Source organism: Bacillus sp. EB106-08-02-XG196 (assembly GCF_013396335.1).
Taxonomy (GTDB): domain Bacteria; phylum Bacillota; class Bacilli; order Bacillales; family Cytobacillaceae; genus Neobacillus.
In genome coordinates this window covers 647639-661941 of sequence record NZ_JABWSY010000001.1, presented here as the reverse complement: position 1 = coordinate 661941, position 14303 = coordinate 647639, and the positions used below count along the sequence as shown (strand labels likewise).

Below are 14303 nucleotides of genomic sequence, written 5' to 3'. Positions count from 1 at the left end.
AAAGATGTACTCAACCTTTCATGGGTTAGAAATTGGAAAAAGAGCAATTTTATCCCAACAAACCGCACTCAGCACAACGGGGCATAACATTGCCAATGCAAATACAATTGGTTATACGAGACAGGAAGCCATTTTACAGGCAACACACCCATTAGCATCTCCCAATCCTAATAACGGGACCATTCCGATGCAGATGGGAACTGGAGTGGAAGTATCCGAATTTCGGCGAATTCGTGAATCATATTTAGACCGTCAATTTCAGAATGAGCAGAAAGAGGCTGGATATTGGGAAGCAAAGGCAAGTGCCCTTTCCAACATCGAAAATGTCTTCAACGAATTAGGTGATTCAGGTCTCACTAGTTCGCTTAACCGTTTTTGGCAGGGCTTGCAGGAGCTTTCTAAGCAGCCGGAAAATTTATCGGCCCGCGTAGTTGTGGCCGCGAACGGCAAAGAACTGGCAGGTCAATTCAATGAGATTTATACCGGACTTGAGCAAAACAAAACAAACCTGGCCGATCAAATTCAAGGAAAAACCAATGAGATCAACACCATTGCCAACGAGGTAGCTGGGTTAAATTTGAAAATTGCCCAAAATATTGGCGCTGGCACTCAACCGAATGATTTGATGGACCGACGAGATGTGCTGCTGGATCAACTTTCAAAGCTAGTTGATATCCAAGTAACGCCAGCACAAAATGGCAGGGTGGATGTTTCTATCGGCGGTGAAAAACTGATAGAGGGGAACGAGAAAAGTGCATTTACTCTGGACCTCCAAACCGGCAGGGCAAATATCGCAGGGACGGATATCGAATTAGCAGGCGGGGAAATCAAGGGCTTGCTAGAAACCCATGGATATATGGTCAATGGGACCACTGTTGGAAGTGTTCCTGATTTACAAGCGAAAATCGACCTATTAGCGGTGACCATTGCTGAAAGTATGAATGCCATTCATGCTGGAGATGAGGCGAGGAACTTAGATGATATCAAGAAGAGAAGTTCCAATCCGAATGAACCTTTAGAAAAACTTCTGTTTTTTGTTGATAAAGATGATCCAACCCAGCCTCCAAGAAATGCAGGAAGTTTGATAATCAACCCGATCCTGGTAGATTTCCCTTCAAAGGTAGCTGCAGCTTCTTCGGATACGATTGGGGATGGATCGAATGTGCAAGCGATGAGTGAGGCTCTTTTTCAAAAAGTTAATATTGGCGGAACGAATGCAACTATCGGTGACTTTTACAAAGGAATCATCGGTCAAGTAGGAACCGACGTTCAAACTGCCCAGCAGTCCGCTGAAAATGCTGTCAAGATGGTACAGCAGGTGGACCATCGCCGACAATCAGTATCTGGAGTATCAATTGATGAAGAATTGACGAACATGGTTCGCTATCAGCAGGCTTACAATGCCGCAGCCCGCTATGTATCAGCAGTGAATGAGTTGTTAAATACATTGATTAACGGAATGAAATAAAATCTTGAAAGGAGGAGAAGGATGCGCGTTACGCAACAGATGATCAGTCAGAAATTTATCCAAAACCTTCATCATAGCAATAAGTCAATGGAGACACTTCATGGGCAAATTTCATCAGGTAAGAAGTATGAAAGGATTTCAGATCAGCCTGGTGAAGTCTTGAAGGGATTATCTTATCGTTCCTCATTATCGCAAATTGAGCAATATCAAAAAAATGTTGAAGATGGTATTAGTTGGAGTTCAGCGATGGACGGTGAGCTGGGGAATGTCACGAATGTACTGCATAGAGTTCGTGAGCTTACGCTTCAAGCGAGCAATGACACGAATAATCCGAGCGATAGGAAAAATATCGCTGTGGAAGTACGCTCTCTGATTGATCAAGTGGGGAATATTGCAAATACAGCATATGGTAGTGGCTATCTTTTTTCAGGGACAGACTTGAATACGCAGCCCTATCAAAATGGTGCTTTGCAGCCGAGCAACACGATCGTGAAGGAGTGGAATGTTGGTCAAGGACTTAGTGTAAAAGGAAATGTCCATGCATCCTCTGTCTTTGGATTTTCAGCAGATGGTAAAAACTTGTTTGAAACCATTGAAGTGGTGGCGCAAACATTGGAGAACGGTGAAAATCCAGGGTCGCTCTTAAATTCAATTGATCAACAATTGGATCATGTGATTACCCAGCGGACTATAGTTGGAATCAATCAAAATATGCTCGAGCTGGCGTCGAATAAATTGGAGCAATCACAGCTATTAAATAAGAAAATGCTATCAACAGTCGAAGATACGGATATCTCAAAAGCTTTCACGGAGCTGTCCAGCCAAGAAACACTGCTGCAAGCATCCCTATCTGCAGGGGGTAAAATCCTTCAGCAGAGCCTAGCTGACTTTTTAAGATAAAAATTACATCATTTTCCCCATCTTAGAATTAAGGTGGGGATGTTTTGAATGAGGGGATCAAATGGAGGAAATACAGGTTATTAAAATAGCAGCAGTGGTGTTAATTATCCTAGTTTCTTCTATTATATATTTAACACAAACTAATAGGAAAAAGAGACAAAGAAATGCACAAAAAGTGGTGAAGCCGCCGAACAGAAGAGATAACTTTCGATTTCGAATTAACATCAAAAATACGCTCATGGAAGTTTTAAAGATTGGAAGTTTAGATGTTAATGAGTATTTCTATTGTGAAATTGTTGATGTTAGTGCAGGTGGAGCGGGGATTCTGAGTGACTACGACTTTCCATTAAGGGAAAAAGTCTACATCAAGGTTCATTTTAACTTGGGTCATGAAGAATTCATGTTAAACGGAAGAATCGTCCGCAAAATCGAAAATATCAAAAAACGTGCAGTTTTGTACGGTATCCAATTTGTCGATCTTTCAGCGAGTGATGAAGAACGCTTGCTGAAAACAATCGTCGCAATGGAAAACGAACGAAGGAAAATTGCTATTAAATAGATTTTGAGAGAAATAGCCAGGTATATGCCTGGCTATTTTACTTTTTTAAAATGACCGTCTCGATAAAAATAGATTTCTTTAAAAAGTTTTTCCGTTCCCCCTCTACAGCCTCCAAAATCCTGTCGATATATAAAGTACAGAGGGAAAATATTCCTCAACAATAGGAGGGTACATAAAATGAGAATTAACACGAACGTAGCAGCACTTAACACACATCGTCAATTAACCGCTGGGTCCAATGCAGCAGCGAAAAACATGGAAAGATTATCATCAGGCCTTCGTATTAACCGTGCAAGTGATGACGCAGCTGGTCTAGCTATCTCTGAAAAAATGCGTGGACAAATCCGCGGATTAGAAGTAGCTCAAAAGAACGCACAAAACGGTGTTTCTTTACTTCAAACAGCTGAAGGTGCACTGAACGAAACACATTCTATTTTACAGCGTATGCGTGAACTAGCCGTTCAATCTGCCAACGATACAAACACATCATCTGACCGTGTAAAACTTCAAGCTGAGATCGATACATTAGCTGAAGAAGTAGGACGTATCGGTTCTTCTGCAGAGTTTAATGGTAAGAAACTTTTAAATGGTTCATTTGACGGTACATTCCAAATTGGTGCGAACCAAGATCAAAACATGAGCATTCAGATTGGTGATGCTCAGTCATTTAGCTTGGGTGTTGCAGGTAAAGTTGGAATTGAACAATCTAGCACTGTTACTGTTGGCGGTACAACAACAGGTGATACATTAAAGGCTGGAACTTACAGTGTTTCAGGAAGTGCTGGAAATTATGAAGTGAAGGATGAAAACGGTAAAGTTGTCGCAGCTAGTACGGATGGATTGACCTTTACTACTAAGGCATTTGATGGAACAGCTGGTGATGATACCTTTACATTTAGCCAAGCGGTTAAATCTGGTACGTTAAGCTATGATGGAACAAATGTGAAAGCTACCGCTTCATTCGATAATACTGGACTTGAAGCAGGTTCTTATACTTACAATGCGACTGATAACGTCCTATTAGATACACACGGAGAAGTCGTAGCACGTTCTACAGACGGAATTGCATTTAAAGGTGACGAGGGTACGACAGTATTCACAGCTACCGTAGCATTAACAGATGGAGATGACCTTAAAGTTGGCGGTGCAGACATTTCAACCCAGGCTGCAGCTAACACTTCAATCACAGCGATTAACACAGCGATTGAAACGGTGGCAGCAGAGCGTTCTAAAATGGGTGCGGTTCAAAACCGACTTGAATTCACCAATAACAGCTTAAGCACAACGGCTGAAAACTTAACATCTGCTGAGTCACGTATTCGTGATGTTGATATGGCAAAAGAGATGATGACATTCACAAAGAATAATATTCTTTCTCAAGCAGCTCAAGCAATGCTCTCTCAAGCTAACCAACAGCCACAGGCAGTTCTTCAATTACTTCGTTAACAAATAAAAAAGGAGATTTAAGGCGTCTTAAATCTCTTTTTTTTGATAAAAATTATTACTTTTTTTAAAGGAGGGTTTATAGTGAAAAAAATGAGAAAGCTTCCAGCCATTATTAGTCTATTGCTATTCATTCAACTGTTACTGCCTGTAATGGGAGTTTATGCTGCAGGTTTGCAGGCACCAACGAATATAAAAGTATATGAACGTTATCCTGGCAGCGCTGTGGTCGAATGGGATGCGGTCCCTTACAGCTCAGGATATAAAGTGTACCGATTGAGTGGTGAAACGAAAACGCTGGCTGCACAACCTACAACGAATAAGGCGTTTATATCCTTAAAAGAGGGTACATACACGTTCGCAGTATCAGCCATTGTCAGTGGTCAAGAGTCACCACTTTCTGCGCCTGTTTCAATCGAAATTATTTATCCAGAAATGCAAGCACCTGGCAATATCCAATCAAAGGTTGAAAGATTCTATGATTTAACATTAACTTGGGATAGTGCAAGTTATGTCCATTATTATAAAATCTATAAGGTTGTGAATGGGGTAAGAACTTTAGTCACGACTACAGAGAAGACAACCCATGCGTTTACTACCATGCCAGAAGGGCATTACATCTATGAAATAACATCCTATAATAGTATTTTTGGAGAATCCGAACAGGCAGCCCGTGTTGAAGCAGATATTGTGTATCCAGATATGGAGGCACCTGCTAATCTGAAATATACTGTAGCGAACGGCAATGACGTGACCTTAAGTTGGGATCGTTCTAACCACGCGAATAAGTATAATATTTATAAAGTTGAAGATAACAAGAGAACGTTGGTTACATCAACGACTAATTTAAATGTGACACTTACAAATGTACCAGAAGGAATCCATTTTTACGAAGTGACTTCCTACAGCTATACCTTTAAGGAATCAGAAAATGCTGCGGGTATCGAGGTTCCTCTTATCCACCCAGATGTACTGGTCCCAGGGAATTTAAATTTATCGATAACAAATGGAAATGATGGAACCTTAACGTGGAATAAAGTAAATTATGCAACGAACTACAAGGTTTACCAAATCATTGACGGATCAAGGGTCTTACTTACACAGACACCTTATCCGCAGCTGAGTTTACCTAATATGGAAGAAGGAAACTATATTTATGAAGTAACTGGTTATAGTGATCGTTTTGGTGAATCAGCATCTGCGCGTTTGGAGCAGCAAGTGATTCATCCAGATATGCAAAAACCAGAAGGATTTTCAGGCTCGGTCTTAAATGTAGATACTCTCTATTTAAAATGGAACAAAGTAGAATATGCAACAAGCTATAAGTTATATCAGATAATAAATGGTGAGCGAAAATTCGTTTCTGATATTAACAATACGTATACAGCGATTAATAATTTACCAGAAGGCGATTATGTTTATGAAATCACCTCTTACAGTGATCGTTTTGGTGAATCAGCACAGGCTTCTCTAGTGGAAGCGACGATTATTCATCCTGAAATAGCAGCACCTTATGTGCAAGTTTACGTGAATCAGGAAGCTAAGTCGATTGCTCTCTGGTGGGATGTAGTGGATTTTGCAACTTCGTACGATATCTATCAGGTAGTGGATGGTGTACGTACGTTGATACAGCCTACACCGAATACCCGTATCGTATTTAACAATATGCCTTATGGTTCCTATACCTATGAGGTAATTGCGCATAGTAAGTATGGAGATTCACCTTTTTCAAACCAGGTTACTGGCAATGTTGAACCGGTGTTAGAGGCACCAGAGGCTCCAAAAGCAACAGCAAATGGCAACGATGTTGTTCTTAGCTGGGATCCTGTTAAGGATGCGGATTCATATAATGTGTATGAAGAAGTAAATGGAGAACGGGTACTTGTTGGAAATACGAGTGATGAGTCGTTAACACTTAAAGGCTTAGAATCAGGTGAACATACGTATGTTATCGTTCCGGTTTCACCAGCAGGTACAGAATCAAGCTCATCCAGCACTGTTATTGTCGAAGTTGGAGAAAATGATACGACTGCCCCAGTAACGGAATCAAATGTAGTTGATACGTGGAAACGTGAGGCTTTGTCAGTAGAATTAACGGCAACAGATGATTTAAGTGGAGTAGCAAATACGTATTATTCATTAAATGGTACTGATTTTATTGAAGGTACTAGCTTAGTAGTTAGTGAAGCGGGAGTTACTACCGTTTCATTCTACAGTGTAGATAAAGCAGGCAATGAAGAAGCAGTGAAAACGGTGGATGTGAAAATTGATGAAGCTCCTCCGGTAACTACTTCGAATGTAACGGATGCGTGGTTAAACGAGTCATACCTATTAAAACTAACGGCAACCGATGATCTTAGCGGGGTTAAAGAAACATATTACTCCTTAAATGGTGCTGAATATGTTAAAGGTGCGACAGTCTTTGTAAGTAATCCAGGTGTGAATACTGTTTCCTTCTTAAGCGTGGATAATGCAGGGAATGTAGAAGAAGTGAAAACAGAAGAAGTGAAGATTGATACAGTTGCTCCAGAGACGGTATCAAATGTTACTGACCAGTGGAATCAAGGAGAAGTAGCGGTTGAATTAACCGCAACTGATGACCTGAGTGGTGTAGCGCAAACCTTCTATTCTATCAACGGTGTAGAATTCGTAGAAGGAACAGCGTTTGCAGTTACTGAAGAAGGCATAAATGAAGTATCATTTTACAGTGTGGACAACGCAGGAAATGTAGAAGAAGTGAAAACAGTCGAAGTAAAGATTGATAAAACTGTTCCAGAGACGGTATCGAATGTTTCTGACCAGTGGAATCAAAGAGAAGTTGCAGTTGAATTAACAGCAACTGACGCGTTAAGCGGTGTGGCCCAAACCTTCTATTCTATCAACGGATCAGAGTTCGTAGAAGGAACAACGTTTACGGTTACTGAAGTAGGCGTAAATGAAGTGAAGTTCTACAGCGTGGATCACGCAGGTAATGCAGAAGAAGTGAAAGCGGCTGAAGTGAAGATTGATACTGAAGCTCCAGAGACTGTGTCGAATGTAATCGATCAGTGGAATAAAGGAGAAGTAGCGGTAGAACTAACCGCAACAGACGACCTTAGCGGAATAGCAAAAACCTTTTATTCTATTAACGGATCAGAATTCGCAGAAGGAAAAGCGTTTACTGTTAGCGAAGAAGGCGTAAATGATGTCAAGTTCTACAGCGTAGACAACGCAGGCAACATAGAAGAATCCAAAATAGTAGAAGTGAAGATTGATAAAACTGCTCCAACGGTTTCTATTGATGTCCAAAGTGAGCAGGAGCTTGGCTCAACGTTCACATTGGATTACCTTGCAGCAGATAACCTGTCTGGAATAGCTGTTGAAGAGGTTACGCTTAACGGAAAAGCCTATCAAAAAGGTGATCAAATCACCCTTGATGAACCAGGTGCGAGCAAGCTTCTTGTTACCGTAACAGATGCAGCCGGATGGACAACTCAAGTGGAGAAGGAATTTGTTGTGTACATTCCAGCTACTCTTGAGGTATTACCGAAAGTGATTAAAGGAAACAAAGGAATCTTTACGGTAAAGGCAATATTGCCAACAGACCTACAAAAATACTCCTTTGATGTTTCAAGCTTCACGTTAAATGGTGTAGCAGCTGATCCAAAGAATAATGGATTGCAAAAGCAAGCTGAAAAAGGCCATTTCAAATTCGAACGCGAGGATTTTGATTGGAAAAAAGGCGAAGTTACCCTAGAATTACGTGGTTATTTAGATAATGGGTATTTAGTTATTGCCAAGAAAACCGTGGAAGTAAAATAAGCTTGATGGCCCTAGGATTCCTAGGGCCATTTTTGCATGGCTAGGATTCTGTTAGGAAATATAACCTGCCTTTATTGGAACCAGAATGGGAAAGATTCATTGTAGAAAGTAAGTAGTTGGCGATAAAGGGGGAAGAAAGGTGAAGAAACTCACAGCATTTTCGGTTGGAAATGGTGGAATCTACTAGAAGTAAGTAATCAAGGATCGCTTGGACATGGGCGTCTTTGGATTTACAATTGCATTTTGGGCAAATCCAGGAACCATGTTTTCTTAGCATTCCGAATGAGGAACAGGCTGGGCACTGGACACCGGTTATCACATCTGCTGGCGAGATCGTGTAAAACTGCAGCGGGTCAAAGGATTTTGGGGTGTGATATTTTATTAGATTGTTACACAATTTTTCAATTTCCTTTAGTCCTATTTTTTCATCAAGATAAACCTTTCTTAATGACTCAATCCTTTCTAATAGTTCAAAAGCAAAACAAACCTTTCGACTAATTTGAGCTCGTTTGGTTCCGGCCTGTAAAATAGTTGATGGTTTGCCGAAAACGACAAGATTCACAAGTGGAAGTTTGGATATCCCCCAGCTTGCCATTAACTTTTGTAATTTTCTTTGGTGGATTGCTGCTTGTGAGATGGGATCTTGATAGCCTTTCTCAACATCGTTTTTTCTTTGAATGATTTGGCTGAAATCTTCATTAAAGGATATGCTGCCGGAGATGTTTTTAACTTCAAGATGAAGGGCAAAATAGCGGGTCAGGATAAGGGAATCAATTTGAAAATGAGATTGTCCAGAAGGATAACGTAGGTCGTGAAAAATATAGTAATCTTTTTCAGGCAGTTCTTGTAAATAGTAATCTGATTGTAGTTCTCCCCGATAACCAGCCCATCTTATAGACAAATCGGTCTCTATTGCTGCCATTTTTGGATGATTTTTAGGTAATCTGCGCTTTGCTGCCTCATTTTTAATGATTTCTATTGGTTTAGGCCGCTTTTTTAGAATCAGTTTTATCCACTCCTTTTATTATTTCTCCATAATAATTCGCTGTTGAGTAGAAAAGTCCTCTATTTTGAAGATATCAGGAAAAATTAATATATATCAGGAAAAATTAATATATATCAGGAAAAACACCATTTTATCAGGAAAAAACCCACTATATCGGGAAAACCTTATTTTTTATTAAAATCCCCCTCTATTTTCCTCACAAACCTGCCGATACTATGATAGAGAGTATATTTATATGGGGTGATTAGCTGTGAATTATTCCTCTATCACTAGGTTAACAGGGTTTGCTTCTGGAATGGATACAGACTCTATTGTTAAAAAGCTGATGAATGCGGAGAGTATCTCGCTTAATAAACTGAAACAAAACCAGCAAAAGCAAACATGGTTAAGTGATACATATCGGCAATGGAATACGGATTTGTTAGCGTTTCGGTCGAATACGATTTTAAATATGAGTCTATCAAAAACGTATAATACCTTTGATGTTACTTCCAGCCAGGAGAATTCCATTTCAGCCACAGCTTCAGGCACTTCCTTAGCAGGTTCGTATTCTGTGGAAGTAAAACAATTGGCAGGTGCAGCCACTTTTACTGGTGATAAAGTAATTCTAGATCCAACGAAGTCGCTTGGAAATACAGTTCAAGGTACAAGTCAATTAACAGCAGATACTTCGATTGTAATGAATGTAAACAGTAAAACAGTAACGCTTGATATTAAAACAACAGATACGATAAACGATGTCGTCGCAAAAATAAATGGTGCCAAGGACAGCACGGGGAAAAGCTTAGGCCTGCAAGCTTTTTATGACCCAACCTTACAGCAATTCACCTTAAAAACTAAGGAAACCGGAGCAGCCACCAAAATTGACCTAAGTATGAATACAAGTGCTGAGAGTCAGGCGTTCTTAAAAAACACACTGGGTCTAAACACAACAAACCTAGTTGCAACAGGTCAAAATGCCAATGTCATTTTTAATGGGAATGAAATTACGACCTTAACATCTAATCATGCGACCATCATGGGAATCAACTTTTCCTTTAAAAGTCCAACCATCGGGGCAAGCACGGTTACTGTTTCGCAAAACACGGACGGAGTCGTTAAAAATATTAAAGATTTTGTAGATCAATATAATGGTCTGCTAGAAAAAATAAACAAGGCGGTAAGTGATCCAGTTTATCGGGATTACCTGCCCCTTTTGGAAGAACAGAAAAGTGAGATGTCTGAGAAACAGATTGAAATGTGGGAGGAAAAAGCTAAAAGCGGTCTTCTTCGCAGTGATAGTATTCTATCTGGGCTGGTTACGAAAATGCGGAGTATGATGACTTCTATTGTCGATAATGGCAGTTCCTACAATTCACTTTCGTCAATTGGGATTTCATCTAGAAGCTATCAGGACAAAGGAAAACTTTATGTGGATGAAACAAAATTAAGAGCGGCGATTCAAGCAGATCCTGATGCAGTCGAAAAGCTATTCTCACAACTGGGAGATCCTAGTAAAGGGACAAGTGGAGTCATCAATCAAATTTCCGATGTTTTACAGGACGGGATTAAAGAGTTGACCAATAAAGCGGGTTATACAGGAAATAACCAGTATGATCAAAGTGTTATTGGAAGGTTATTATCAAACACCCAAACAGATATTACTCGCCAAACCGAGAAGTTGTATCGAAAAGAGGCACAATATTATCGCCAATTTGCGGCAATGGAGCAAGCGATGTCTCGTCTAAATTCACAAAGCTCTTGGCTATCTCAGCAAATGGGCGGAGGTATGTAGTCTATGAATATTGGTTCATTGTCTAGTAATTGGCTCCTACAAAAAACGATTCTGGATACTTCGCGCCTCGGGCAAAGTAATCTTTCGAATCTATCAGGTCTATCCAGCAGTTCCTTCGAGCAATTGCTTGAACAAGTTTTGCTGCAAGCCGAAAAGAATCAGAAATCTACTAGTAATCTAGATATTTCATCTCTGCTATTGACTAGTTTGAATTCGTTTGTTTCTCGGCCAATAGCGGGAACATTACCAATTGCCTCTCTTACTTCTACAAAAACGGGTGGGAACGATCTTAATCCACATCTAAAGGGAGTTTTGCAGAATACAGGCCACCTTTTTGCGGAAGCAGGGAAAAAGTATAATATCGATCCTGCTCTTCTGGCGGCTATCTCCATCCATGAAACGGGTAACGGAACGTCTAACGCTGCTCGCTTTAAATTTAATGTGGCAGGGATGATGGGGAAAAACGGTTTAAAATCTTATTCTTCCATTGAAGAAAGCATTTTTGATATGGCCCGTAATCTCCGTCAAAACTATTTAGATAAAGGGAAATTAACGATCGCACAAATTGGGGCCAAGTATGCACCAATTGGCGCAGCCAATGATCCAACTCAACTTAATCATCACTGGCTAACAGGTGTTCAGCGCTACTTTGATACCTTAACAACAGGGAATAAATTCGCTTAATTGGTACCTTTTATATAAAGGAAAGAGTAGGTGGCAGGACGTGATCCAGCTTTCAGGAATACAAATTATCAGTATGAATCAACCAGGCAAATTGGCAGGGAAAGAGGAAGAACAGGACGCTGGTTTTGACGCAGTGTTGCAGCTAATTGGGCAAATGGAAGAAAAAGATGCGGAGTCAATGGAGCTGGTGAACCAGTTGTTTCTTCCACAACTGCATCCATTAATGGACCCTTTTTCTAAACCCATGGTAGTAGAAAGCTTTCCTTCACAAGGGGAACCAATAATTGCGAAACAGGTAGTAGATCATTCCGTGCTCCAATCGTTCAAAAATGAACCTCCGCCATCAGCTGAAAACATGAGCGAACTACGGACCGATGCAGTAACATTTTTCAAGGTAACAGAAGAAATGGATATAGCAACAGATGAAAGTGTTAAAGGATTAGCTGGGTTAATTCAAATTAGTGAGGATTCTGGGCAAAGTGAATCGCAGCATGCCGCGCAACACAACAAAAACTCTCCGACAGAGTTTATTCCCCTGACACATTCAACACCGATGAATCAGCCGAATATCTCAAGTGAGAACGTAATACCCACTACTCAGACGGTACATGCTGATCAATTTGATCAAGAAATAACAAAGTTTTTACAATCATCGATAAATGTAACTGGAATGGGAGATGGGATTGAGGCTGCATTCACTCTTACTCCTGGGCATTTGGGGAAGGTAGATGTAAAAGTAACGATTCAGGATGGGAAGCTGACAGCAGAATTTCTTACCAGTACTCCGTTAGGAAAAGAATTGCTTGAAACTCATATCCAAGCGTTACGCTCAGCACTAGAAACACAGGGTTTGCAGGTAGGGAAAATTGATATTACGCAGCAAACCTCCACCCAGTTAAGTTTTATGGGAGCTTTCTCTCAAAAGGGAGATTCGAATGGAAGACCGGGGCAGCAGGATTCGCGAAAGCGAAGTGAACCCGTTCAGCTGCCAGCACAGGAAGATTACCGCGATTACATAACAGACCCCGGATGGGTTTCGCAAATCAATACAACCGTGTAAGGGAGGAAAAAACATGACATCCATCAATACGATTAATTCCTACACAGCGCAAGCAACTAGCACCCAGCCAAAGCAAGAACTGGGAAAAGAAGCATTTTTGAAAATACTGGTTACTCAGCTTCAAAACCAAGATCCCACACAACCGCAAAAAGACGGTGAATTCGTGGCACAAATGGCACAGTTAAGCGTATTAGAACAGCTTTCCAACCTGAATAGCTCGCTGACAGCCTACTTGGATTCAAGTAATAATTTAAGTCAATATTCTTATGTTCTTGGGAATAACGTCTCCTGGACAAACCCAGAAACCAATGTACAAGAGAGCGGAACGGTTACAGGGATTAATTACAAGAATAATCAAGTGTATTTTAAAATAGGTGACCATGAAATTCTATCAAGTTCCATTCAATCAATGGAAATGAATCAATAAGAGGAGGAACAAATACATGCTTCGTTCATTAAATTCAGGGGTATCCGGATTAAAAGGGTTTCAAACGAAATTGGATGTGATTGGTAACAATATCGCGAACGTTAATACAGTGGGATTTAAAAAAGGCCGTGTCATATTTGAAGATATTTTCAGTCAGACGATTAAAGGGGCAACAGGTCCAACACAAACACCAGGTCCCAATCCCATTCCACTATCAGGTGGGACAAATCCGATTCAGGTGGGTTTAGGTACAAGAGTTGGAAGCATTGATACCCTTCACACACCGGGAAGCCCGACAACAACAAATATCGGCACCGACCTCTATCTTGATGGAGACGCATTTTTTGTGGTTGAAAATGCTGCTCAGAAGCAATTTTTAACAAGAGCTGGGAATTTTACATTAGACAGCAGTAATAATTTGGTCAATCAGAATGGTATGTTTGTGGTTGGTCAAGATGGCAATTCTATTAACATCCCGGATCAATATATTACTTTTTCCATTGATGCAAATGGCAGCATTATTGGAGTCAACCCGGATGGAACAAGTGAAGATTCCGGATTGAAAATTGGAACCATAGCGGTTGACAATCCAAAGGGATTATTGAAAGCCGGTGGGTCGTTGTATTCTTTAACACCTAATGCAGATGCTGCCTCCATTGCCACACTACTTACAGAGGGAAGCAATGCACAAATGATCTCAGGGGCACTGGAAATGTCCAACGTTGATTTATCCGAAGAATTAACGGAAATGATTACCGCTCAGCGTGGATTCCAAGCGAATTCCAAAATCATCACAGTATCAGATCAAATATTGGAAGAATTGGTGAATTTAAAAAGATAATAGATAAAGAGAGGATATCAATCGACGATATTCTCTCTTTTTTTACATATTTTTCAAGAATTATATATATTATGTTAATTTTTCGTAAACATTCGATGTTATTCGTCATTTTATGGGGGTATTCTACAAAATATATTTGAAAATTAATAATTGTAATGTTATGCTTTTTTTGTACAATATTTCAAAAATCGAAAAAGGCAAATCTGAGGAAACTCAGAGACGCAAAGCTATAGGGGCTAAATTGTGGAAGCAGTATGCCAGCCAGTTACCGAAACATAGATTGTCCTAATCTAGTAGTTTATTTAGCTATGGACGAGACTATTCTTCGGAGTAGTCTCGT

11 protein-coding genes and 1 riboswitch are annotated in these 14303 nt (G+C 40.3%); of the genes, 10 read left to right on the top strand and 1 reads right to left on the bottom strand.

Annotated features, from left to right (window positions below):
- Window positions 1-4: 4 nt before the first annotated feature.
- The 5 genes from flgK to MLOOGBEN_RS03050 all read left to right on the top strand — a co-directional run bounded on the left by flgK (window position 5) and on the right by MLOOGBEN_RS03050 (window position 8171).
- Entirely contained in the window at window positions 5-1468 is a 1464-nt protein-coding gene (flgK, locus tag MLOOGBEN_RS03070; protein ID WP_179156776.1) for a flagellar hook-associated protein FlgK, read from the top strand.
- 21 nt (window positions 1469-1489) lie between these two features.
- The gene (gene flgL / locus MLOOGBEN_RS03065) at window positions 1490-2368 is read left to right on the top strand and encodes a flagellar hook-associated protein FlgL (protein ID WP_179156775.1); all 879 of its coding nucleotides are present in this window, start codon (window positions 1490-1492) and stop codon (window positions 2366-2368) included.
- Between the two features lie 61 nt (window positions 2369-2429).
- The gene (locus MLOOGBEN_RS03060) at window positions 2430-2927 is read left to right on the top strand and encodes a PilZ domain-containing protein (protein ID WP_179156774.1); all 498 of its coding nucleotides are present in this window, start codon (window positions 2430-2432) and stop codon (window positions 2925-2927) included.
- A 177-nt stretch (window positions 2928-3104) separates the two neighbouring features.
- Window positions 3105-4373: a flagellin N-terminal helical domain-containing protein gene (locus MLOOGBEN_RS03055; RefSeq protein ID WP_179156773.1), complete on the top strand. Its 1269-nt coding sequence runs from the start codon at window positions 3105-3107 to the stop codon at window positions 4371-4373.
- A 90-nt stretch (window positions 4374-4463) separates the two neighbouring features.
- On the top strand, window positions 4464-8171 hold the full coding sequence (locus tag MLOOGBEN_RS03050) for an OmpL47-type beta-barrel domain-containing protein (protein WP_483296372.1): 3708 nt from the start codon (window positions 4464-4466) through the stop codon (window positions 8169-8171).
- Window positions 8172-8211: 40 nt separating this feature from the next.
- Here the strand turns inward: MLOOGBEN_RS03050 and MLOOGBEN_RS03045 are convergent, their stop codons facing one another.
- Window positions 8212-9093 carry a nuclease-related domain-containing protein gene (locus MLOOGBEN_RS03045; RefSeq protein WP_218780999.1) on the bottom strand — a complete coding sequence of 294 codons (882 nt, stop codon included), beginning with the start codon at window positions 9091-9093 and terminating at the stop codon, window positions 8212-8214.
- A gap of 334 nt (window positions 9094-9427) precedes the next feature.
- Between MLOOGBEN_RS03045 and fliD the strand changes: the two genes are divergently transcribed.
- The 5 genes from fliD to MLOOGBEN_RS03020 are packed head-to-tail and all read left to right on the top strand — an operon-like array spanning window position 9428 to window position 13963.
- Window positions 9428-10951 (top strand): flagellar filament capping protein FliD, encoded by a 1524-nt coding sequence (fliD, locus tag MLOOGBEN_RS03040; protein ID WP_179156770.1) that lies wholly within the window; start codon window positions 9428-9430, stop codon window positions 10949-10951.
- Window positions 10952-10954: 3 nt separating this feature from the next.
- On the top strand, window positions 10955-11635 hold the full coding sequence (locus tag MLOOGBEN_RS03035) for a glucosaminidase domain-containing protein (protein WP_179156769.1): 681 nt from the start codon (window positions 10955-10957) through the stop codon (window positions 11633-11635).
- 40 nt (window positions 11636-11675) lie between these two features.
- A complete protein-coding gene (locus tag MLOOGBEN_RS29565) occupies window positions 11676-12695 on the top strand; it encodes a flagellar hook-length control protein FliK (RefSeq protein ID WP_179156768.1) in 1020 nt (339 codons plus the stop codon).
- A 13-nt stretch (window positions 12696-12708) separates the two neighbouring features.
- Window positions 12709-13122 carry a flagellar hook capping FlgD N-terminal domain-containing protein gene (locus MLOOGBEN_RS03025; RefSeq protein ID WP_179156767.1) on the top strand — a complete coding sequence of 138 codons (414 nt, stop codon included), beginning with the start codon at window positions 12709-12711 and terminating at the stop codon, window positions 13120-13122.
- 16 nt (window positions 13123-13138) lie between these two features.
- On the top strand, window positions 13139-13963 hold the full coding sequence (locus MLOOGBEN_RS03020; RefSeq protein ID WP_179156766.1) for a flagellar hook-basal body complex protein: 825 nt from the start codon (window positions 13139-13141) through the stop codon (window positions 13961-13963).
- Window positions 13964-14149: 186 nt separating this feature from the next.
- A riboswitch (cyclic di-GMP riboswitch) is annotated at window positions 14150-14236 on the top strand.
- The last annotated feature ends 67 nt before the right edge of the window (window positions 14237-14303 follow it).